Source organism: Mariniphaga sp. (assembly GCF_041687215.1).
Classification (GTDB): Bacteria; Bacteroidota; Bacteroidia; order Bacteroidales; family Prolixibacteraceae; genus Mariniphaga.
The window spans coordinates 26,184-47,909 of the sequence record NZ_JAWLCI010000019.1; the positions used below are offsets into that span (position 1 = coordinate 26,184).

The 21,726-nt window shown below is 41.2% G+C and carries 16 protein-coding genes; 11 read left to right on the forward strand and 5 right to left on the reverse strand.

From position 1 onward, the window contains the following. Positions 1–72: 72 nt before the first annotated feature. The gene (locus ACESMA_RS08830; protein ID WP_372948432.1) at positions 73–2,445 is read right to left on the reverse strand and encodes a TonB-dependent receptor; all 2,373 of its coding nucleotides are present in this window, start codon (positions 2,443–2,445) and stop codon (positions 73–75) included. Between the two features lie 610 nt (positions 2,446–3,055). On the opposite strand from ACESMA_RS08830, the gene ACESMA_RS08835 reads away from it, so the two are divergent. Continuing rightward, a complete protein-coding gene (locus ACESMA_RS08835; RefSeq protein ID WP_372948433.1) occupies positions 3,056–3,448 on the forward strand; it encodes a DUF3859 domain-containing protein in 393 nt (130 codons plus the stop codon). Position 3,449: 1 nt separating this feature from the next. Here the strand turns inward: ACESMA_RS08835 and ACESMA_RS08840 are convergent, their stop codons facing one another. Beyond that, entirely contained in the window at positions 3,450–3,743 is a 294-nt protein-coding gene (locus ACESMA_RS08840; RefSeq protein WP_372948434.1) for a hypothetical protein, read from the reverse strand. Positions 3,744–3,947: 204 nt separating this feature from the next. Between ACESMA_RS08840 and ACESMA_RS08845 the strand changes: the two genes are divergently transcribed. Continuing rightward, the gene (locus tag ACESMA_RS08845) at positions 3,948–7,142 is read left to right on the forward strand and encodes a UvrD-helicase domain-containing protein (protein WP_372948435.1); all 3,195 of its coding nucleotides are present in this window, start codon (positions 3,948–3,950) and stop codon (positions 7,140–7,142) included. A 57-nt stretch (positions 7,143–7,199) separates the two neighbouring features. Then, positions 7,200–7,970, forward strand: a complete 771-nt coding sequence (locus ACESMA_RS08850; protein ID WP_372948436.1) for a type III pantothenate kinase — start codon at positions 7,200–7,202, stop codon at positions 7,968–7,970. Positions 7,971–7,973: 3 nt separating this feature from the next. On the opposite strand, the gene ACESMA_RS08855 is transcribed toward ACESMA_RS08850, so the two are convergent. Beyond that, positions 7,974–8,936, reverse strand: coding sequence for an OmpA family protein (locus tag ACESMA_RS08855; protein WP_372948437.1), 963 nt, complete (start codon positions 8,934–8,936; stop codon positions 7,974–7,976). A 130-nt stretch (positions 8,937–9,066) separates the two neighbouring features. Here ACESMA_RS08855 and dxs point away from each other — a divergent pair, with 130 nt between their 5' ends. The 4 genes from dxs to ACESMA_RS08875 all read left to right on the forward strand — a co-directional run bounded on the left by dxs (position 9,067) and on the right by ACESMA_RS08875 (position 14,457). Next, on the forward strand, positions 9,067–10,974 hold the full coding sequence (dxs, locus tag ACESMA_RS08860; protein WP_372948438.1) for a 1-deoxy-D-xylulose-5-phosphate synthase: 1,908 nt from the start codon (positions 9,067–9,069) through the stop codon (positions 10,972–10,974). 54 nt (positions 10,975–11,028) lie between these two features. Next, positions 11,029–12,219, forward strand: a complete 1,191-nt coding sequence (locus ACESMA_RS08865) for a sensor histidine kinase (protein WP_372948439.1) — start codon at positions 11,029–11,031, stop codon at positions 12,217–12,219. Positions 12,220–12,293: 74 nt separating this feature from the next. Beyond that, positions 12,294–13,808, forward strand: a complete 1,515-nt coding sequence (locus tag ACESMA_RS08870) for a GH3 auxin-responsive promoter family protein (protein ID WP_372948440.1) — start codon at positions 12,294–12,296, stop codon at positions 13,806–13,808. Positions 13,809–13,842: 34 nt separating this feature from the next. Then, complete coding sequence (locus ACESMA_RS08875; protein WP_372948441.1) at positions 13,843–14,457, forward strand: deoxynucleoside kinase; 615 nt, start codon at positions 13,843–13,845, stop codon at positions 14,455–14,457. On the opposite strand, the gene ACESMA_RS08880 is transcribed toward ACESMA_RS08875, so the two are convergent. After that, positions 14,454–15,446 (reverse strand): adenosine kinase, encoded by a 993-nt coding sequence (locus ACESMA_RS08880; RefSeq protein ID WP_372948442.1) that lies wholly within the window; start codon positions 15,444–15,446, stop codon positions 14,454–14,456. The genes ACESMA_RS08875 and ACESMA_RS08880 overlap by 4 nt on opposite strands. A gap of 493 nt (positions 15,447–15,939) precedes the next feature. Here ACESMA_RS08880 and ACESMA_RS08885 point away from each other — a divergent pair, with 493 nt between their 5' ends. The 4 genes from ACESMA_RS08885 to ACESMA_RS08900 are packed head-to-tail and all read left to right on the forward strand — an operon-like array spanning position 15,940 to position 20,483. After that, entirely contained in the window at positions 15,940–17,604 is a 1,665-nt protein-coding gene (locus ACESMA_RS08885) for a hypothetical protein (RefSeq protein ID WP_372948443.1), read from the forward strand. 45 nt (positions 17,605–17,649) lie between these two features. Next, positions 17,650–18,510 (forward strand): 4Fe-4S dicluster domain-containing protein, encoded by an 861-nt coding sequence (locus ACESMA_RS08890; RefSeq protein ID WP_372948444.1) that lies wholly within the window; start codon positions 17,650–17,652, stop codon positions 18,508–18,510. Next, positions 18,503–19,732, forward strand: coding sequence for an NrfD/PsrC family molybdoenzyme membrane anchor subunit (gene nrfD, locus ACESMA_RS08895; protein WP_372948445.1), 1,230 nt, complete (start codon positions 18,503–18,505; stop codon positions 19,730–19,732). Before ACESMA_RS08890 ends, nrfD begins: the two co-directional genes overlap by 8 nt. A gap of 40 nt (positions 19,733–19,772) precedes the next feature. After that, positions 19,773–20,483, forward strand: coding sequence for a glycine cleavage system protein H (locus ACESMA_RS08900; protein WP_372948446.1), 711 nt, complete (start codon positions 19,773–19,775; stop codon positions 20,481–20,483). Between the two features lie 104 nt (positions 20,484–20,587). Here ACESMA_RS08900 and ACESMA_RS08905 read toward each other — a convergent pair whose 3' ends face one another. Beyond that, entirely contained in the window at positions 20,588–21,724 is a 1,137-nt protein-coding gene (locus ACESMA_RS08905; protein WP_372948447.1) for a PQQ-dependent sugar dehydrogenase, read from the reverse strand. Positions 21,725–21,726 lie beyond the last annotated feature (2 nt).

The following is a 21,726-nucleotide window of genomic DNA, read 5'->3' on the forward strand; positions in this document are numbered from 1 at the left end:
AATCTTTTGTGTGCCGCAAATAAAAAAGGCTGCCCGTTCGTAGAGCAGCCTGTTTTTTATTCGGTTTTATGTTTACAGAAGACTTCCCAGCCTGATTCCAAAATAAATTGTTCTGGGTGATGTTGGCCCGTAAATGTATGCCGGGTCACGATCGATGCCTGAATCGAAATCATTTTGATAGGAGTTGAATATATTTTTCACCCCGGCATTCCATTCCATTTTTACCAAGTCAGTAATTCGGGTGGAGTAAGAAATTTTAAGTCCGGCATCAAAAAATGACATTGATTTTCGCAATTCACCCGCTTCCGGATTTTCGAGTTGTGGCCCAAAGTAAGGAACAAGCATTGGGCCTGTATAGTTGCCTGTTGCCGAAAGGCTTAATCGTGGTGAGGGCTGGAAATTCAGACTGGCATAACCATACCTGTCAGGTGAGCGGAAAAATCGTGTTTCGTCAAACTCCTGCGGTTCTTCAAAAGCACTTTTCTGCAAAGTAAAACCCGATTGTAACTGCCACCTGTTTGAAGGCGAAGCATTAAGTTCCAGATTAATTCCCTGCACTTTTGCACCATCCTCGGCATTTGTGCGGGTGTAAATTACCACTCCATTTTCATCGGGTGTACCATATTCGTTGGCAAATGGATTGTTCAGGCTGGTATAAAACCCTTCAGCCAGAAACTGGTATTGCCATTTCCCTGATTCGTAAGTATAATTTAACGAAGCCGAAAAACTGTTTGACGTTTCCTGTTTCAGATTCGGATCATTCCGGTGTAAAACCTGCCGCGAACCTGATGTTTCAATGTGCAAATCTTCATCGAAAATTTGCGGTGCCCTGAACCCTCTGGCAAAACCAAGTCTGGCCTGCAGGTTACGGTTAAGGTTGTACAGGAAACTTAAGCGCGGGCTAAAAACGTTTCCTGAAACTTTTTTGCTTTCTCCGTTATTGTCAGTAACCTGGTAGTTATCGTAACGGATGCCGGTAGTAACTATCCATTTATCGCGGCTCCATTCCGACTGTAAAAATGTTGCCCTGGTGGAAAGTTGCTGATTTGCTACTTTGGTATTTCCACGGTGGATGTCTTCTTTAAAATCGTAATAGCCGAGTTTGTCATCCTGCAGCCAGCTACCGTTTAATTCCAAACCACTGGTAACAGCAGCCGGGGCAAAAAACAGGTAGTCGATTTGTCTTAAGTACTGAACTCCGGATGCAAAAGTGAAATCGGTGGTTAATCCGTAGGCAGAAAGATCCTGGTTCGCTCCGTAATACGAATCCCGGTTAACATGCTGAGCCGAAAAAAATGCAGAAAATTTATCTGCATCGCGCAGAAGTAAATCGAAGGTAGCGGCACCAGAGTGAATGGCGTGATCAACACTCTCTGCAATGTCGGCTTCGTGCAAAGGGAGTTCAAGTTTGTTGCCTCCTCTTCTGAATTCGTTAATATGAAAATAATCGAACGTAAGTTTTCCACGGGTTGCAACCCGCTGGAAAAACCGGGCGCCAAGGGTGCTGTTTTCAATGGAAGCCAGTTCGGTAAACCCGTCGCCATTGGCATCGAACGCATTTCGGTTTCTGTAAAATCCGAAAATGGATAATCCTGTTCGGTAATCATCTGTTACAAAAGATCCATCCAGATTCAGGTTAAAATCGCCAACAGGCTCGTGTGCATCTGCCTGGCCCAATGAACCATAATTACCTGAAATGGAAAACGTATTGGCGATGGGGTCTTTGGTAATCAGGTTTACAGTGCCGGCAATGGCATTGCTGCCATACATGGCTGAACCTCCTCCGCGGATGACTTCCACCCGTTCAATCATATTGGCCGGAATGAGTTCCAGCCCGTAAACACCCGCCAAACCGCTGAATACCGGGCGTGAATTTATCAGAATTTGAGTGTAGGGTCCTTCAAGGCCGTTCATTCTCACCTGCGAAAATCCGCAGTTCTGGCAGTTGTTTTCCATGCGAAGTCCGGGTGAAAAGTTCAGTCCATCGCTTAATGTTATACTTTGTGTACGTTGAAACAGCTTTGGATTGATACTATTTACAATGGTTGGCGTTTTACTGCGGCTTTTGGCATTCCGGTCGGCTGAAATAACAACCTGCTCAATTCCAATGTTGTCGGACTCCAATTCAGCCAAAATAGTAACACTGGTTTTTTGTTTAAATTCCACTTCTTTAGAAAAAGGTTTGTACCCTACTGCCGAAATCAATACCGTTTGTTTTCCCAGTGGAATATCGGTGAGTTTAAAATGTCCCGTGGCATCGGCTGCTGTACCAATAGTTGTTCCTTGTATCACCACAGTTGCAAACGGAATATGATCGCCCTCCGATTTTACATCGCCAAAAAGCATGGCATCGGTATTTGATCTATTTTCAGGCTCATTTGTAAACCCCGAAAGAGAAAAAACAATAAGAAATACAGATAAACTGAATACTGAATTAAATCTCATTTTTAAAAATTAGCGGTTGATGGATTTCCTCCACCATTTTAACTGGTTAATTGAAACACTTCATCAGGCGCAAAAATAGACAGGACCGTTTTACTGTAAAATCCCAATTTATAGGGATATTTTCAATTCAAAAACAATAAATACCGGTATGACCTGCTAAGCAAAAAAATTAAAAAATGAAGGAGGACCGCGGGAAAAGTTTCTGTGTATTGAGAATTGCTGTTTGCTTTTTTCATCCGTAACGTAATATTTTTCCCGTAACGAATTTTCCTGAATTATGATTTGAATTTCAGGCGAATGGGAGAAATAATCGAAATATACGAGGTGATAAAAACAAATTTCCGAATCTGAATGGTCATGTGCGTTTAGTGGTTCATTTTTATCGTGGTTAACCGGATGGGAATGAGAAATAACTATGCCGTTGGCACTGATATGTGTATGCCTGTTTTGAAGTGAACTTTGTGCGATAAAAATATATACCGGCACAAACAAAGCAAACAACAGCCTGATATTTTCCCTGATAAAAACCACCTTTTAAATATTTTCGGCGTAAAAATAGTATATTAATGTTCAGTTCAACTAAATTTATATATGCTGTAAAAGATTTTTAATGATGGCAAAACGTAAACCAGTGTTTAAAATGATTAGTTACGGGGAATATTCAAAGTGGAATCGTGAAAGTGCGAAAATTCCTCATATCCTTAATTTTACTACCCGCATAGAAGCTGAAATTGGAACTGAATTCGGATACGTTCTGCAAATTAATGGGGGGAAGGGTGAAACTCTTTCGTTTAAAATTGAACACCCACCATTTAAAGATGAAAACGGCAAAATTGTTCCACCTTTCGAAGGCGATCAATTCATCAGAACCAATGATTTTCAATTTTACCTTGGCGACTGTGCATGGCAACCCCTTGAAGATAAGTTAGGTTATTGGGAACTAACTACTTATTACAGTGGAAAGGTAGTTGCTCACAAGGATTTCGAACTTGTTAAAAAATGAATCAGGCCACTTTTTTAACTTCCGCAGAAAGTGCTTCAAAAGCATCATCGGCAACGGTTAAAACATCTGCAGCAAGTTCATTGTAATATTTTTTTACCAGTTTCGGGTTGTCTTTTCCATCGGGGTGATTGACTCTTAAGCGAAATTCGCTGTGTTTTTCCATAATACTTTCTGCAATTTTCATTACGGCTTTTGTATCTACTTTTGGATTGTATTCCAATACGTAAAAACAGTCGTTAAGTACCATTGACATCAGCATGTCAATATCTTTTTTTAAATCTTTTTTGCTTGCCATAATTTTTTATGAATTACATTTTTCAGCGTGCAAGCTAGCAAAATTTCCATTTCCAAAAGGAGGGAAATATCATATTTGTTTAATCGCGAAAAACACAAATAAAAAGCAACATTCAGTAAATTTTTAAAAGATGGAGAACAAAATCTGTTTTTGGAATTCGTTTGTGCCGGTGAAAACCCTTATCTTTTCAGGTAAATTTTTATCATGAAGTTTATCGCCGATTTACATATCCACTCCCATTTTTCGCGGGCTACCAGTAAAACGCTCACACCCGAACACCTCGACTATCACGCCGGATTGAAAGGAATCAAAATTGTTGGCACCGGCGATTTTACCCACCCCGGCTGGCTGGCCGAACTGAAAGAAAAAACCGAACCCGACGGCAACGGCTTATTCAAACTGAAAAAGGAGTACCGGCTCGATTCACCTTTTGGCGACAACGAAACACGTTTTATACTCACGGCTGAAATCAGCAATATTTACAAACGTGGCGATAAAGTGCGCAAAGTGCACAACGTGGTTTTGGCCCCGGGATTTGAAGAAGCAGAAAAAATTAACCAGAAGTTGCTGAACCTGGGCGGCAACCTCACTTCCGACGGGCGGCCAATCCTGGGGCTCGACTCCCGCGATTTGCTCGAAATTGTGCTCGATTGCAGCGAAGAAAACTACTTTATTCCGGTGCACATCTGGACCCCCTGGTTTTCCATGCTCGGCTCCAAATCGGGGTTCGATTCCCTGGAGGAGTGTTTTGCAGACTTATCGCCCCACATTCACACTATTGAAACCGGCCTTTCTACCGATCCACCCATGAATTGGCTCTGTTCGTTTCTCGACAATGTTACGCTGGTTTCCAACTCCGATGCCCACTCGCCCGACCGGCTGGGACGAAACGCCAACGTTTTCAATACTGAACTCAGTTACCACAGCATTACTGAAGCGCTGCGAACCGGAAAACCGGAGAATTATTTGGGAACCATCGACATGTTTCCACAAGAAGGAAAATACCATTATGACGGCCACCGGAAATGCAACGTTTGCTGGAATCCGGCGGAAACGCTCCGCAACAAATCCATTTGTCCGGTTTGTGGGAAGCCGGTGACAATTGGTGTGATGAACCGGGTAATTCAGTTATCAGACCGGGAAAATATTGAAAGCCGCCCCAACAAGTTGCCCTTCCGTTCCATTATTCCGTTAAAAGAAATGCTGGCCGAAATTGAAGGAGTTGGCGTGAAATCGAAAAAAGTAGAAGCCGAATACATGCAAACTTTGGGAAAGCTGGGAAAAGAGCTGGATATTTTATTGGAAATTCCGTTGGAGGAAATTGAGGCAAAAACCTCTTCCACTCTGGCCGAGGCGATCCGAAGAATGCGCAACCGTGAAATTTACATTCAGGAAGGATATGACGGTGAATATGGTGTAATCAGTGTTTTCAGGCCTGGTGAGGTAAAAAATTTCGAAGCTACAGGTTCTCTTTTTCAAATGGTAAAACCGGCACCACCTGAAAAACGAGCACTGATTCAATTCGATTTGAAGGACATTCAAAAATTGTTGCATCAAAAAGAGCAGAATGAAAATCTGGCTGCTGAAAAAGCGGAAGAATACAAAATAATAGTTACTGAAAAACCGGTTTTCAATGATTTAAATCCGGATCAATTTACTGCTGTTCAGTACAATGAAGGCCCCTCGTTGATAATTGCCGGACCGGGAACCGGAAAAACCAAAACCCTCACCAGTAAAATTGCCTGGCTGGTGGGAAATCACATGGCCGAACCTGAAGAAATTCTGGCCATTACATTTACCAACAAAGCTGCCGGCGAACTCAGGGAAAGGCTGGAAATTTTGCTGAAAAACAAATCAAAAGCCGGCGAAGTTACTGTGGTTACTTTTCACGCTTTCGGTCTTTCTGTTTTAAAAGAATTCAATGCAGAATTTAACCGAAGTGAAAACTTTATATTGGTGGATGAGGGGTTGAAACATGCAATCATCAAATCATTTTCCGGGGTGAAATCAGGCGAAGCTAAAAAGTTGAGCAACGAAATTTCTGAGATAAAAAATGGCACCAAAGCTGAAACAGAACCTTTCAGAAAGTATGAAACGGAAATGCATAAACTCAATGCTTTCGATTTGGATGATTTGATTGCCAAACCCTTGCAGCTTTTCAGAAAAAATGAAGCAGTAAAAGCCACTTTTCAAAAGCGGTTCCGGTACATTTTTGTGGATGAATACCAGGACACCAACGATGCGCAGTACGAATTGTTGCGGCAACTTGCTCCCGATGCCAGTTCCAACCTCTGCGTGGTAGGCGATGCAAATCAGTCCATCTATGGATTTCGTGGTGCAAACGCCGGTTACATCAAAAAGTTTGAAAAAGATTACCCTGGTGCTAAAGTGTTCCGGCTCACCCGTTCATATCGTTGCTCACAAACCATACTTTCGGCTTCGGCTAATGTGCTGGAAGAACCTTCCGGCTTTTTGGAAGGCCTTTCTGAAGGTGTTCAGGTTTCTGTTTCGGAACAACCCACAGGCGCTGCCGAAGCTGAATTTATTGCCCGGCAAATAATGGATCTGGTGGGCGGTGTCAGTTTCTTTTCCATTGACAGCTCAGTAACCCACGGCGACAAAAACGAAGGCATTTCCAGTCTCTCCGATTTGGCTGTTTTGTGTCGCACCCGCAACCAGTTCGATGCCATTGCCAAAGCATTGAGCGACCACCACATTCCTTACCAGGAAGTTGGAACGACTCCGTTTTTTCGTGAAGAACCGTTTATCGAATTTACCAGCTTGCTTCAGGCTTTTTCCATGAAAAACTATGAACAGGCACAACCGCTTTTCAAACTCAAAAAACAACCGGTTTCTGCCGCGCAGTTTGAATGGGCCCAAAAGAAAATGAATGAAGGGAAACCGGTTGATTTTCTGCATTGGGTGAAAGAACAATTCATGGGAAATCAGAAATTTAAAAACGATGAGTGGAGCCGTTTTGTCGCATTGGCCGGAGAAATGAAAAATTTGAATGAATTCCTTGATTTTCTTGCATTGGGTTCGGGAACAGACACGCACCGGCAACTCGAAGCTGTTTCGCTGATGACGCTTCATGCTTCCAAAGGACTTGAGTTCGAGTGTGTTTTCATTCCGGGCTGTGAACAAGGATTGCTACCTTACAATCTTTACAAAACCGAAGTGGATGTGGAAGAAGAAAAAAGATTGCTTTACGTGGGAATGACACGTGCAAAAAAACTGTTGTATCTCACGCATGCCCGGAGCAGAACGCTGCGCGGACGAAAATTTAACCTGCCTAAAAGTCCGTTTCTCAGTTCTATACAGCATGAACTCATTCAGCAAATAAAAAATAATCCACCCAAAAAGCCGGAAGAAAAAGATAATCAGTTAAGTTTGTTTTGAAGATTAGATTCTGAGACTTTTAGTAGCAGGTATCAAGACAATAAAGAAAATTTAGTAATGCTATTAGCAATTGACATAGGAAACACCAACATCGTTTTTGGAGTGAACGATAACGGGAAGTGGCTGAACCACTGGCGCATTCAAACCGACCATAAAAAGACAGCCGATGAATACGAAGTTATTTTCCGCTCGTTGCTTTCGGCTGGCAAAATTTGCCGGACCGATGTAAACAACATCATTTTGAGCAGTGTGGTCCCCTCGCTGGTTCGTCCGTTTACCGAAATGCTGACGGGATTGCTCAACGGTACAAACATTACAATTGTGGGCCCCGATATTTACCCGAAGTTGCCCATCAAAATTTTAAATCCTTACGAAATTGGCGCCGATTTGGTAGCCAACGCGGTTGCAGCCCATAAAAAATTTGGAAAATTAACTACCGTTATTGATTTTGGTACTGCTCTCACATTTACTACAATCGGTAAAAATGGTGAAATAAAAGGTGTGGCTATTGCACCCGGGTTGCATACGGCCGTTGCTGCGTTGGCAGGCGGAACTGCCCAGTTGCCTCAGATTCATTTAACTCCACCGCCCTCGGTTTTGGGCGAAAACACGGTACATGCCATTCAGTCGGGAATTATTTTCGGGTTTACCGGACTTGTTGATTCCATGATTGAACGAACGCAGCAGGAACTGGGTGAAAAACTTACCGTAGTGGCTACCGGCGGATTGAGCTCAGTAATAGCACCACTAACGAAAAATATCAAAAATGTGGAATTACTGTTAACGTTGGACGGGTTGGTTGAAATCTGCAGGATTGTTTGCGATTAAAAATCAGTTAGATTCCAGAATCTCCAGCAATTCATCCAGTTTTGGAGTAAGAATTATTTCAGTGCGGCGGTTCATTTGCCGGGCTTCCGGGGTTTTTTCAGGAACCAGAGGAACGTATTCGCTGCGACCAGCGGCAATAATGCGTTCCGGATCAAGCTGCGGATTCTGGGTAAGAATTTTTGTAACCGCTGTGGCGCGCATTACACTCAGGTCCCAGTTGTCTTTCACCTCGCCCGAGCCGCGCATGGGAACATCGTCGGTGTGGCCTTCCACCATAATGTTTATGTCAGGATTTTCGGCCAGCAACTTGCTTAAATCACGCAAGGCCTTTTGTCCGTTTGGATCCACAGCCCACTGCCCGGTTTTAAACAGCAACTTTTCGTCCATAGAAACGTAAACTTTCCCATTCTTTTCATGAACAGTCAACCCGTTATCGGTGAAACCGGTGAGTGCCCGCATAACTTTTTCGCGCAAATCTTTCACTGCCTGGTCTTTCTGAGCTAAAACTTCCTGTAGTTCAATCAGGCGTGCATTCCTGTCTTCCAGTTCCTTTTCAGCCTCACGGAGCCGGTCTTCGCGAAGGTTTAAATCGCGGCGGGCAGCTTGCAATTCTTCCATCAGTAATTCAATTTCCGAAGTGCTGCCGGTTTTTAAAATGTCGAGCTGCCGGTTTAGGTTTTGCATGTCGATTTCCAATCCGGCATATTTTTGTTTCTGGGCATTGAGGTTATAAAGCGCCTCTTCCAACTGGGCATTCAAATCTTTGTTTCTTTCGGTAAGCTGCCGGTTGGCGCTTTCCAACTCACGATTAGCTGTTTCCAGCCTCATGTTCGACTGTTTCAACACTTCATTTTCCTGGGTGGCGCTTTTTAATTTGTCCTGAACATCAGTGAATTGTTTTGTAGAAACACAAGAGGAAAGCATCAGGATTGAGGCAACAAATATTAAGATATGTACAGTTCTCATTTTTTTAAATTTTAATTCCGGCTAAATTTACTTTTTTTGCAAGTTGATAACAAATTTGAATAGGTGTAATATTTTTTGAACAATTTGGAGTATTCGATTTGTTGTATCTTTGAAAATATTTTCACGCGAGATGGTTAAAGTTAAGGAAAAATTGCTTGATAAAATAAATGGCCCAGACGATTTAAAGAAATTGCCACCCGAAAACCTTCCTGAAGTATGTCAAGAACTCAGGGAGTTTATTATTGATGCGGTCTCAACAAATCCTGGCCATTTTGGTGCAAGTCTTGGAGTGGTTGAGCTTACTGTAGCTCTTCATTACGTATATAATACTCCATACGATTTAATGGTTTGGGATGTTGGCCATCAAGCATACGGACATAAGATTTTAACCGGACGGCGGGATATTTTTCATACCAACAGAAAATTTAAAGGTCTTAGCGGTTTCCCAAAACGCGAGGAAAGTGAATACGATACATTTGGAGTAGGGCATTCATCTACTTCTATTTCTGCTGCTTTGGGTATGGCTGTTGCTTCCGGTTTGAAAAATGAATCAGACCGGAAAATAGTTGCCATTATTGGCGATGGCGCCATGACCGGAGGAATGGCATTTGAAGCGCTGAACAATGCAGGCGCTTCAAAAGCAAATTTGCTGGTTATTCTGAATGACAACAATATGGCCATCGATCCGAATGCGGGAGTTATTGGGCAATATTTGCTGAATATTTCCAAATCGCATACTTATAACCGGGTAAAAAAGGAGGTTTGGGAAGGTTTGGGAAAACTTGATGGATTTGGAAAGAAAACGCGCAAGTTCATTCAAAAAAACCAACATGCGCTCAAGAATATTTTACTCAAGGAAAATAACCTGTTCGAAGCTTTCGATTTCAGGTATTTTGGCCCAATTGACGGGCACGATGTGGACTACCTTACAGAAGTATTGCATGATTTAAAAGATATTCCCGGACCAAAATTGCTTCATATTGTTACCAAAAAAGGAAAAGGTTTTTTACAGGCCGAAAAAGATCAGACCAAATATCATGCTCCGGGTCTGTTTAACAAGGAAACCGGGGAAATAATTATTTCGGGTTGTCCCATTGAAAACACGCATAAATTTCAGAATGTTTTTGGTGAAACGTTGCTTGAACTGGCCGAGCAAAATGAAAAAATTGTGGGAATTACGCCGGCAATGCCTTCGGGGTGTTCCATGAATCTGATGATTGCTAAAATGCCCCACCGGGCTTTCGATGTTGGAATTGCCGAACAACACGCCGTAACATTTGCCGCGGGTTTGGCTACTCAAGGCATGGTTCCGTTTTGTAACATTTACTCTACATTTATGCAGCGTGCCTACGATCAGGTTATTCACGATGTGGCCATTCAGAGCCTTCCGGTAATTTTTTGCCTCGACCGGGGAGGACTGGTTGGCGAAGACGGGCCAACACACCATGGTGCATTTGATATTACTTATATGCGAACCGTGCCCAATATGATTGTTTGTGCACCCATGGATGAACCCGACCTGAGAAACCTGATGTACACTGCTCAGTTGGGCGAACTGAAACAACCCATTTCAATCCGTTACCCGCGAGGTTGCGGAATTGAGCCGGATTGGAGAAAACCGTTTGAAAAAATTGAAATTGGTAAAGGAAGACAACTTTCGGAAGGGAAAGATTTAGCCATTCTCACCATTGGAAAATCAGGAATTTTTGCTCAACATGCACTCAAAAAACTGGAGGAAGAAGAAATTTCAGTTGCACATTTCGACCTTCGTTTTGTTAAACCTCTTGATGAAGCTTTGTTGTCAACTGTTTTTGAAAAATACAATAAAATTATTACTGTTGAAGATGGCGCAATTAAAGGTGGTTTTGGCAGTGCAATTTTGGAATTTATGGCCGAAAATGGATATTCGGCACAGGTAAAAGTGCTGGGAATTCCCGACAAGTTTATTGAACACGGGTCGTTAAGAGAATTATATAAGCTCTGCGGGATTGATAGAAACGGGATTACAAGGGCTGTTAAGGAAATGCTTGGGAAATAATATAATATTTATTTCATTCTCCCGTTTTCAGGAAAACAAATTAAATAGCTTACCTTGGATATTTACCTTAAAAGAAAGCGTGGAAAAATATTACTTCTGTTGGTTGCAGTTTTAATTGGTGTAGCTTCGTTGCTTTATACCAACTGGTTAACCGAAAAAATGGCCAACGAGGAACGCAAAAAAGTTGAACTCTGGGCTGAAGCAACCAAACGGCTTGCTGAGTCAGGAATTCAGAACGGAAGCCAGGCAGGAGTTGAACAATTGAATACCGCTTATCTTACACTTATTCAATCAATACTTCAACAGAATACAACCATACCCGTGGTTATTGTTGAACCTGACGGCAGTTTTAACTACGATGCCAATATTAGTTTCAGCGAGGGCCGGAAAGAGCAGGTACTGAGCAAGGAACTGGAAAAGATGAAAACGCACGCGGAACCCATCCGCATCAACTTGTCAGAAGAAGATGATGATTATCTTTTACTTTATTACCGGGAATCGAATATTTTGCGAAATCTGCGCTATTATCCTTTTGTTCAGCTCATTGTAATTGTGGTTTTTATTATTGCAGCCTATTCTGCATTTCTTGCTACCCAGCGTGCCGAGCAAAATCAGGTTTGGGTAGGCATGTCGAAAGAAACTGCGCATCAGTTAGGCACACCCATTTCATCTTTAATGGCATGGATAGAAATTTTGAAACTCCAGGATGTTGATCAGGGACTAATTGAAGAGTTTGAAAAAGATACTCAGCGTCTGGAAAAAATTACTGAGCGCTTTTCCAAAATAGGCTCGAAACCGGAGCTGGTGCCAACTCATATTGTTGAGGTTTTAAATTCCACCGTTAGTTACCTGAAAACCCGTTCTTCAGGAAAAGTGAGGTTTGAAACTGCATTCCCGCAGGAAGAACTTTATTTTATTCCGCTGAATGCTGCACTGTTTTCGTGGGTCATAGAAAATTTGTGCAAAAATGCCATTGACGCCATGGATAATCACGGAACCATAACACTCGGGCTTCGTGAAAAGGAAAACACGGTAATAATTGATGTTACCGACACAGGAAAAGGTGTACCAAAATCGCAATTCAAAACTATTTTTCAACCTGGTTATTCTACGAAAAAAAGAGGGTGGGGACTCGGTTTGTCGCTGGCTAAGCGCATTATTGAAAACTACCACCAGGGGAAAATCTTTATTAAATGGTCGGAACTTGGCAAGGGAACCACATTCAGAATAGTTTTGAACAAGTAACCTCCAAAACATTTTCATTTCGTTTCCCCTTGCAAAATATTTCTAACTTTGGGAGCTAATATATTAAGATTACAATGCCACTGCTTAATTCAGTAATAAATTGGATAAATTTTAAGCGGAACTACCAAATACAGTTATACCGCGAGCACCCCAACGATATTCAGAAAGAAACGTTGTTAAATTTACTTCGTCGGGCAAAAGATACCACATGGGGGAAAAAGTTTAAATACGGAGAAATTCGTGCCATTGAAACTTTTCAGCAAAACGTTCCGCTGCAAACTTACGACGATATTAAACCCTGGGTGGAACGTTTGCGCGAAGGTGAACCCGATTTGCTTTGGCCCGGAGATGTGAAATGGTTTGCCAAATCATCGGGTACAACCAGCGATAAAAGCAAGTTTATTCCGGTTACGAAAGAAGCATTGGAAGATTGTCATTTGCGCGGCCCCAAAGACGTTTTTGCCATTTACATTAAAAATTACCCTGAAACCAAAGTGCTGTGGGGAAAAACTCTAACACTGGGCGGAAGCCATAAAATCAATAATTTCAGCAACAATTCCTATTACGGAGATTTGTCGGCCATTCTGATTGAAAACGTTCCTTTCTGGACAGATTTTATCCGGATTCCTCCGGCAGAAATTGCACTGATTGAGGAATTTGAGGAAAAAATGGAACAAATAATTGATACCTCGCTCGACCAGAATGTTACATCCCTGGCCGGTGTTCCTTCCTGGTTTCTGGTATTGTTGAAACGGATTCTTGAAAAAACAGGCAAAAACAATATTCTGGAAGTGTGGCCAAACCTCGAGGTTTTTACGCATGGCGGTGTAAATTTTGAACCCTATCGCGAACAGTATAAAAAACTTATTCCTTCAGAAAAAATGCATTACATGGAAACATACAATGCTTCGGAAGGATTTTTTGCCATTCAGGACGATCCCACTTGCCAGGCAATGTTGTTAATGCTGGATTACGGTGTATATTACGAATTTATTCCGATGAGTGAATATGGCACTGAAAATCCACGGGTACTCACATTGGAACAGGTGGAACTGAATGAAAATTACGCTTTGGTTATTTCCACCAACGCCGGCTTGTGGCGTTACATTATTGGCGATACTATTCAGTTTACTTCAAAAAATCCATACCGGTTGAAAATTACCGGACGCACAAAACATTTTATTAATGCATTTGGCGAAGAAGTTATTGTTGACAATGCTGAAAATGCTTTGCAAAAGGCCTGTCAAAAAACAGGGGCAATAATCAGTGAATATACTGCCGGGCCGGTATTTATGGGCGATAACCAGAAAGGAGCTCACCAATGGATTATAGAATTTGAAATTGAGCCTGACGACAAAAACAAATTTGCCCAAGTTCTGGACGAAAGCCTGAAAGAATTAAACTCGGATTACGAAGCCAAGCGACACAAAGATCTTACTTTGGAAATGCTGCACCTGGTTGTTGCTCCTAAAGGAACCTTCTACAAATGGATGAAAAACCGGGGGAAAGTTGGCGGACAAAATAAAATTCCACGACTTTCTAACGATCGGAAATACCTGGATGATCTGATGAAACTTTTAGAGAAATAATCTTTATTTTCACACTTAAATTAAAAATATAATTATGCATATAGCCGTTGCAGGAAATATTGGAGCCGGAAAAACCACATTAACAGAGTTATTGGCCAAACATTACAAATGGACGCCTCACTACGAGGATGTGGATGAAAATCCGTACCTGAATGATTTTTATAACGATATGCAACGCTGGTCTTTCAACCTGCAAATTTATTTTCTGAATTCGCGGTTTAAACAAATTATTGATATCCGCAAATCGGGAAAAACCATTATTCAGGACCGGACGATTTATGAGGATGCCGAAATTTTTGCACCGAACCTGCACAGCATGGGCTTAATGAGTACCCGCGATTTTAAAAATTACAAAACCCTTTTCGATTTGATGGTTAGTTTAATTCAACCACCGGATTTACTGATATACCTTCGCGCATCCGTTCCAACACTGGTAAATCAGATTCAAAAAAGAGGCCGCGAATATGAAAATTCTATCCGGCTCGATTACCTGAAACAGCTTAACGAGAGGTATGAAAAATGGACTGCTGATTACAAAATGGGCAAACTACTCACTATTAATGTAGATAACCTCGATTTTACTTCAAATCCAGAAGATTTAAGTTCAATTATCGATAAAATTGATGCCCAGATTCACGGTTTGTTTTAAGCTTCAATTTTTTTTACCTGCTCAAGAATCTCAACCCATTTGTTTTCCGGTATTTTTGCACCCATCACTTCCACTACTTTCCCGGAAACAAGTGCTGCAATTTGTCCACATTTTTCAAGGTTTAAACCTTTGGTCAGTCCATATAAAAATCCGGCAGCGTAATTGTCTCCTGCTCCGGTGGTGTCAATTGCTAATGCCTCAACAATTCCAACTTTCGTCTGCTGGTTTCCTTTTTGAATCAGGGAACCTTCCTTTCCGATTTTAACAACTGCCAGGTCACAAACCGAAGCTATTTCTGAAAGAGCTTCTTCTGGCCCTTTCGCTGTAAATGCATGGGCTTCTTCTTCGTTGGCAAAAACAATATCTGTTTTTTCTGCAATGAGTTTTTTCAGGAAAGAAAGATTCTGTTCAACCACATTGAAACTGGACAGGTCAATGGCAACTTTCAAACCCTCGCTGCGGGCCAAATCAATGGCTGTTTCAATTAATTTATGGTCCTGAACAAGGTAACCTTCGATGTAAAAAATAGAAAAGCCCCGGAACATTTCAGACGAAAGCTCTTCGGGTTTTAAATCGGCAGCAGCACCTAAATATGTAGCCATTGTGCGTTCCGAGTCGGGACTAACAAGGGACATTACCCTGCCGGTTTCTATTTCGCTTGAAATCAGGAAGGTCTCAATTTGTGCTCGTTCAAATTCCTGCTGAAAAATTTCTCCCAGTTCGTCTTTTCCAATTTTACCAATATAACCGCATTTTGAACCCAGTGCCGCCAGTGAGTGTATGGTATTTGCGGCTGAGCCACCGGTTGTAATTTGCCGCTGGTTGAACCGAGTGGCTTCAAAAATTTTACGCGAGAGTTCTCCATCAACCAGAGTCATACTGCCACGTGGCAAACCAAATTTGGCCAGTGCAGTATCATTTTCAAGAATATTTATTACATCAACCAAAGCATTGCCCATTCCAAGAACAGCAGGTTTCTCTTCTTCCATTTTTTCAGTATTTACATTTAAAATCATTCATTACAGAATATTATTTCATCTGAATTCAACAAAATAACAAACTTTTTTAATGCTAAAAGAAAATCAGTCCTTTTTAATGCTCCGATAATCTTTTTGAATTTCAGGTTAAAAAATATGTTACGCAGCAGGTTTTTCAATTGATTTTCTCTAGGTCAGCGTATAAACCGGGATTTTTAAATAATGAATGTTGAAATATTAAACAGTGTATATAAAATATACAGTTCGTGTATTTTGCTGATAAACAACAAACTGACATGCTGAAGTGGATTTGATGTAAATATATTCAACAGTTGGTGCTGAATAATTTATGTACAGTTTTTATTGTAATCTATTAATAAACAGTAGTGTATGTTGAGGTTTTTGTTGTGGCACCCTATTTGGATTAATACTGCACGAGTTCAGTAATCAATTGGATTTCAGCGTTCTGAGTATTTAATATGAAACTTTAATTAATAGCATTATTATGAAAACTTTATTATCGTCACTAATTATGTTGTCATTCATACTTTTCGCGGTTAGCGGAAAGGGAATTGACAACCAAACCCGGGAGCAGGCTGGGTCTGAAAACGACCAGGTTGTTCAGATTTACAGTACGCCCGATATGGTGGAATTAACGTCCCATTGGATTTCAGGATTTGAAAAAAGCAATTCCAATGCAAAAGTCGTTGTAAATGAAATCGTAAATAAATCACAAATTGCGGGGGGACAGGTTTATCTCACTTCGGAAGTTTTGGAAACTGAGCCTTCGTGGAAAATGGTTATCGGGCACGATATTGTAGTGCCGGTTTTTAATGTAAAAAATCCTTTAATTGAACAATTGAATAAACAAGGACTTACTTCTGATGATTTCTCCAGGATTCTTTCAGAAAACACAAATTGGTCAACCCTGATTAATGAAGGAAATCCGACTTCAATTCATGTTTATGTTTCTGATAATGAACAGGTGATTTCGAAATTATCTGGTTTTACCGGATTAACTTCTGAAATCATCAGAACAAAAAATATCGTTTCGGTATCGGAGTTGGTATCTACTGTGCAAAATGATGTATTTGCAGTAGCTTTTTGCAAATTGACAGATGTTCTTAATTCAGAAGAAAATTCTTTTGCCGGGCAAATAGCTATCCTTCCCATTGATAAAAACGAAAACGGACAAATTGATGGTTATGAAAATATTTTTAACAACCCGCAAGAATTGACCCGCGGGGCCTGGATTGGAAAGTATCCGAAAGAATTGTGCGGAGATATTTTTGCTTTTGCTGATGGTCAGCCAAAAAATCAGGTTGTTCAGGAATTTTTAGCCTGGGTAATTAATGACGGGCAGGAATCGTTGGGAGCTCTGGGATTTAGTAATCTATCGAGCAGGGAAAAAGCGTCAGGCATGCTTGCATTAAGTGAACCGGTTGTTGCTCCGGAACCTGCAACTTCAGCGCCTGGGTTTCCGGCATGGGGTGTTTTGTTTCTGGTTGCGCTTGCTGTTTTACTGGTTGTTGCTTTTGTGCGCTTCAAAAGAAAACAAAAAGCAGGTATTGTTAGCGAGGACATAGCCATCACCCCGGCATTAAATGTGAATTCTGTTACCGCACCTGCCGGATTGTATTACGATAAATCACACACCTGGGCGTTTATGGAAAAAGACGGGCAGGTAAAAATTGGTATCGATGATTTTCTGCAACACATAACCGGACAACTTACCCAGGTAAAACTGAAAACTGCGGGTGAAAAAGTAAGAAAAGGAGAAAAAATCTTTACCATAATCAGAGAGGGTAAACAACTTGAAATTTATTCTCCGGTTTCAGGATATATCAAACACTACAACGAAGATTTGTTGTCGAATCCTGAAAAACTTAATTCATCTCCTTATGCAGATGGATGGGTCTATCAGATTGAACCTGCAAACTGGCTGAGGGAAACACGTTTTATGTTTATGGCCGACAAGTTCAGAGACTGGCTGGACGATGAGTTTACCCGGTTAAAAGACTTTTTAGCCACTTCAGCTAATTCCAATTCCCTGGTTTATAATCATATTATTCTTCAGGATGGCGGTGAACTTACCGACAATGTATTGGCAGACCTTGGACCAGAAGTTTGGGAAGATTTCCAAACCCATTTTCTGGATTCATCTAAATAAAAGAAAAATCTAAACTTTAGTATTTACTAAATTAAAAATTGAGTTATGAGTATCAATCGACGAAGTTTTTTTAAGGCTATCGGTATTACAGGCATGACCATAATCGGCTTTAATTCATCGGGTTCACCTAAATCGCCCGACGATGAAACTGAATTTCATGGCGTTCTGTACGACTCGAGCATTTGTATAGGTTGCAGAGCCTGCGAAAAAGCCTGCGCCAAAGCCCATGGTCTTCCAGAACCGGAAGACGAAATGAAACCTGGTGTTTTAAGAAAAACCAGCGAAAAACAAAGGTGCGTGGTTAACAGCTATGAAACGGAACAGGGTGAGGTTTATGTGCGAAACCAGTGCATGCATTGTAACGAACCTGCATGTGCTGCAGCCTGCCTCACCAAGGCAATGTATAAAACCAAGGAAGGGCCCGTAATCTGGCGCGAAGACAAATGCATGGGTTGCCGTTATTGTATGATTTCGTGCCCTTTTGATGTGCCGAAATTCGACTACAACAGCACCAATCCTAAAATTCAGAAATGCGATATGTGTTACGATCGCATTGTTAAGGGGGAACTTCCGGTGTGCGTGGAAACCTGCGGAGACGCGCTGTTTTTTGGTACACGTCGTGAACTGATTGCAGAAGCTCGTAAAAGAATTACTGAATGGCCCGAAATGTATGTGGATAATATTTATGGGGAAGCTGTTGCCGGAGGTACCGGCTACCTTTATCTGGCTCCAGTTCCGCAAAACGAACTCGGATTCGATACACGGCTTCAAAATTCATCATATCCTTCATTAACAAAGAGTTTTTTGTATAGTGTACCGTCAGTTTTTGTTCTGGTGCCAACACTGCTCTTAGGAATACACGAAGCAACCAAGTCAAAACAAAATAAAAACGAAAATCATGACTAGTCCGGCATATCCAATTACAAAAGAGAAGCAAAATCAGTCCACCTGGCAATTTATCCTCAGTGAACTGAAACCACGTGGCAAATGGTTAACTCCATTCAATGTTATTTCCATCCCAATAATCCTGACAGGCCTTGTACTGATTGTAATTCGGTTTACTCAGGGACTTGGGGCAGTTTCCAACGTTTCACAGGAAATTCCCTGGGGACTGTGGAAAGGATTTAATGTGGTTACAGGTGTTGCCTTTGCCGGCGGTGCTTACGTGTTAACCTTCATTGTTTATATCCTGAAAGTGGAAAAATATCACTCCATTGTAAGAGTCACCGTTTTGAACGGCTTTCTGGCGTACCTTTTTTATGCAGGCGCCCTGGTACTCGACCTTGGAAAACCATGGAATATTTTTAATCCGCTGATTGGTAATAGTTTTGGTGCAAGTTCAGTATTGTTTTTAGTTGCCTGGCATTTTGTACTATATATTATTGCACAATTTCTTGAGTTTTCACCTGCCGTGGCTGAATGGCTCGGTACCAAAAGGGCTCATAAAATTTTGTCAGGTTTAACAATTGGAGCCGTAATATTTGGGATTACACTTTCAACCTTGCATCAATCGGGCCTGGGAGCTCTGTTTTTAATGGCCAAAGCAAAAATTCATCCCCTCTGGTATTCCGAGTTTATTCCACTTCTTTTTTTGGTATCCAGTGTTTTTGCCGGTCTGTCTATGGTAATTTTCGAAGGTTCCATTAGCCAGAAGGTGTTTTTTAACCAGATAACGGAAAAGAACCGGAAAGCCAGGAATAACATTGTGCAAAGCCTTTCAAAAATTTGTGCATTTGCCATGTTTGCCTATTTTTTTATGCATGTTTTGGTATTTGTTCACGGGCAGCATTACAATTTGCTGAACACACCAATGGGGTATTGGTATCTGCTTGAAATGTTAGGATTTGTATTATTTCCAATGATTCTTTATTTCTACAGTTTTCGTAGCGGCAAAATTTTGTTAACAAAAATTGCTGCCGTCATTACTATCCTGGGAATTATTCTAAACCGGCTGAATGTTTCTATAATCGCTTTCCGCTGGGATGCCGCAACACATTACGTGCCCTCGTGGATGGAAATAGTAGTAAGCATTTCCATCATCTTAATTCAAATCTGGATTTTCAGATGGATAATTAACCGGATGCCGGTTTTGCGCGAATCACCTTCGTGGGCTAAAAACAATCATTAATTAACCAGTTGCCATTTAAAGGCAACCAAAAATTTAAATTATGGAAGGATTTACATATACAAACATTTTCGAAACGAAAGGTATTGAGTACCTGGTAATTATTTCATTTTTTGCAGTCCTGGTTCCGTTATGGATGTTTTTCAACAGGAAGACAAAACCTGCTGCTGCTTTTCAAAATGCCAACAGACCTATTTCTGCCAATTCTTTAAGAATTCCACAGGGAATATTCTTTAGTAGGTATCATACCTGGGCACACCTCGATAAATCTGGTGAAGCTCTTGTAGGACTTGATGATTTACTGGTACATATTACAGGTAATGTAAAACTCACCCAGTTTAAGAAGCCGGGTGAACAAATAAACAAGGGTGAATTGCTTGCAAAAATCCGGTATAACGGACATAGTCTCGATGTGCTATCTCCTGTTTCCGGCGAGGTTCAACAAACCAATTCTGAACTGGAAGAAAACCCCGGGTTAATAAAAAACGATCCTTACCAGCTTGGGTGGATCTATTCCATTAAACCTTCAAACTGGAAGGCAGATACAAATTCATATTATTTGGCTGAAGATGCCACGAACTGGGCCATTCAGGAACTGGAACGTTTTAAAGATTTTCTGGCAGTTTCCGCTTCCAAAATTATGCCACAACCTGTTGGAGTAATGATGCAGGATGGTGGAGAATTAGTTGATAAGCCATTATCTAATTTTCCAAAAGAAGTCTGGGAAGATTTTCAGAAGGAATTCTTGTCGTGAACAAATGAAAGATAGTTGAGCCGAAAATGGCTTACCTGTTTAAAGACCTGTTTAAAGGCGGTGTAATGAGTTGCACCGCCTTTTCTGATATTTATAGTTGGAGATTATTCAGGTTGAATTTGAATTATTCGTCCGGGATTTTCCAACGAAACATATATAAAACCATCAGGGCCCTGTTTAACATTCCTGACTCGTCCCTGATTTTCGAGAATTGGTTCTTTTTCGATTATGGTATTTCCTTCCACCACGCATCTGTGGACTTTTTGTGATACAAGCCCGCTTACAAGCAAGTTGCCGTTCCACATGCCAAACTTGTTACCGGAAATAAATGTCATTCCACAAATACCGATTGAGGGTGTCCATGAATGTAAAGGCGCTGTTATTCCTTCGGCATTGTGGCCTGAAGAAATATTTGTTCCGTCATAATTCATCCCGAGTGAATAATCAGGCCAGCCGTAATTTGCCCCTTTTTCAATAATATTAATTTCGTCTCCCCCTCTTGGTCCATGCTCGGTTTCCCAAAGTTCTCCTGTTTCAGGGTGAAATGCCAGTCCCTGAGGATTTCTGTGTCCGTAGGAATATACTGAGGTTGGGCTGTCATTTCCCGGAATTTCCGGATTGTCGGCAGGAATACTTCCATCGTCATTTAGCCGGTGTATTTTTCCCCAATCCGATTTTGGATTAAGGGCATTTCTGTTATTTGAGTTTGGCCCGCCATAACTTGAACTGCCGCCTTCACCTAAACTCAGAAAGAGAAAATTATTTTCATCAAAAACTATTCGGCTTCCATAATGGCCATACCATGAATTGGGTTCGTTGGTGGTAAAAATGGTTTCAATATTTTGCATCTGGTTGCCCGAAATTTTAAAACGAATAAGCCTTAATTCGCCACCACCTTCTGGTTTTTGTGCAGCAAAACTTGCAAAAATCCATCCGTTATTTGAATAATTGGGATGGATTTTAATGTCAAGCAGCCCGCCTTGCCCTGAAGAAAGAACTTCCGGGAAACCCGTAATTTCAGTAACTGAATCATCGCTTTTGCGGTAAAGTTTTCCCTGCTTCTCCCCGAAAATCAAATCGCCATTGGGCAGAAAATCCATTCCCCAAATAATCTGATAACCGGTAAGAATGGTTTCGGTTTTTAACTGAGGAACTTCCGGTAAATCTTTTACTGTTTCTTTTTTACAGGAAATCACTATGAAGATGCCAAGAATTATAGTTGTGAGAATTTTGTTTTTCATAA

What these genes read in the sequence shown, in the direction of transcription:
- ACESMA_RS08830 (WP_372948432.1), bottom strand. Translation starts at nt 2,445, where the DNA reads ATGAGATTTAATTCAGTATTCAGTTTATCTGTATTTCTTATTGTTTTT.
- ACESMA_RS08835 (WP_372948433.1), top strand. Translation starts at nt 3,056, where the DNA reads ATGATGGCAAAACGTAAACCAGTGTTTAAAATGATTAGTTACGGGGAA.
- ACESMA_RS08840 (WP_372948434.1), bottom strand. Translation starts at nt 3,743, where the DNA reads ATGGCAAGCAAAAAAGATTTAAAAAAAGATATTGACATGCTGATGTCA.
- ACESMA_RS08845 (WP_372948435.1), top strand. Translation starts at nt 3,948, where the DNA reads ATGAAGTTTATCGCCGATTTACATATCCACTCCCATTTTTCGCGGGCT.
- ACESMA_RS08850 (WP_372948436.1), top strand. Translation starts at nt 7,200, where the DNA reads ATGCTATTAGCAATTGACATAGGAAACACCAACATCGTTTTTGGAGTG.
- ACESMA_RS08855 (WP_372948437.1), bottom strand. Translation starts at nt 8,936, where the DNA reads ATGAGAACTGTACATATCTTAATATTTGTTGCCTCAATCCTGATGCTT.
- dxs (WP_372948438.1), top strand. Translation starts at nt 9,067, where the DNA reads ATGGTTAAAGTTAAGGAAAAATTGCTTGATAAAATAAATGGCCCAGAC.
- ACESMA_RS08870 (WP_372948440.1), top strand. Translation starts at nt 12,294, where the DNA reads ATGCCACTGCTTAATTCAGTAATAAATTGGATAAATTTTAAGCGGAAC.
- ACESMA_RS08875 (WP_372948441.1), top strand. Translation starts at nt 13,843, where the DNA reads ATGCATATAGCCGTTGCAGGAAATATTGGAGCCGGAAAAACCACATTA.
- ACESMA_RS08880 (WP_372948442.1), bottom strand. Translation starts at nt 15,446, where the DNA reads ATGGAAGAAGAGAAACCTGCTGTTCTTGGAATGGGCAATGCTTTGGTT.
- ACESMA_RS08885 (WP_372948443.1), top strand. Translation starts at nt 15,940, where the DNA reads ATGAAAACTTTATTATCGTCACTAATTATGTTGTCATTCATACTTTTC.
- ACESMA_RS08890 (WP_372948444.1), top strand. Translation starts at nt 17,650, where the DNA reads ATGAGTATCAATCGACGAAGTTTTTTTAAGGCTATCGGTATTACAGGC.
- nrfD (WP_372948445.1), top strand. Translation starts at nt 18,503, where the DNA reads ATGACTAGTCCGGCATATCCAATTACAAAAGAGAAGCAAAATCAGTCC.
- ACESMA_RS08900 (WP_372948446.1), top strand. Translation starts at nt 19,773, where the DNA reads ATGGAAGGATTTACATATACAAACATTTTCGAAACGAAAGGTATTGAG.
- ACESMA_RS08905 (WP_372948447.1), bottom strand. Translation starts at nt 21,724, where the DNA reads ATGAAAAACAAAATTCTCACAACTATAATTCTTGGCATCTTCATAGTG.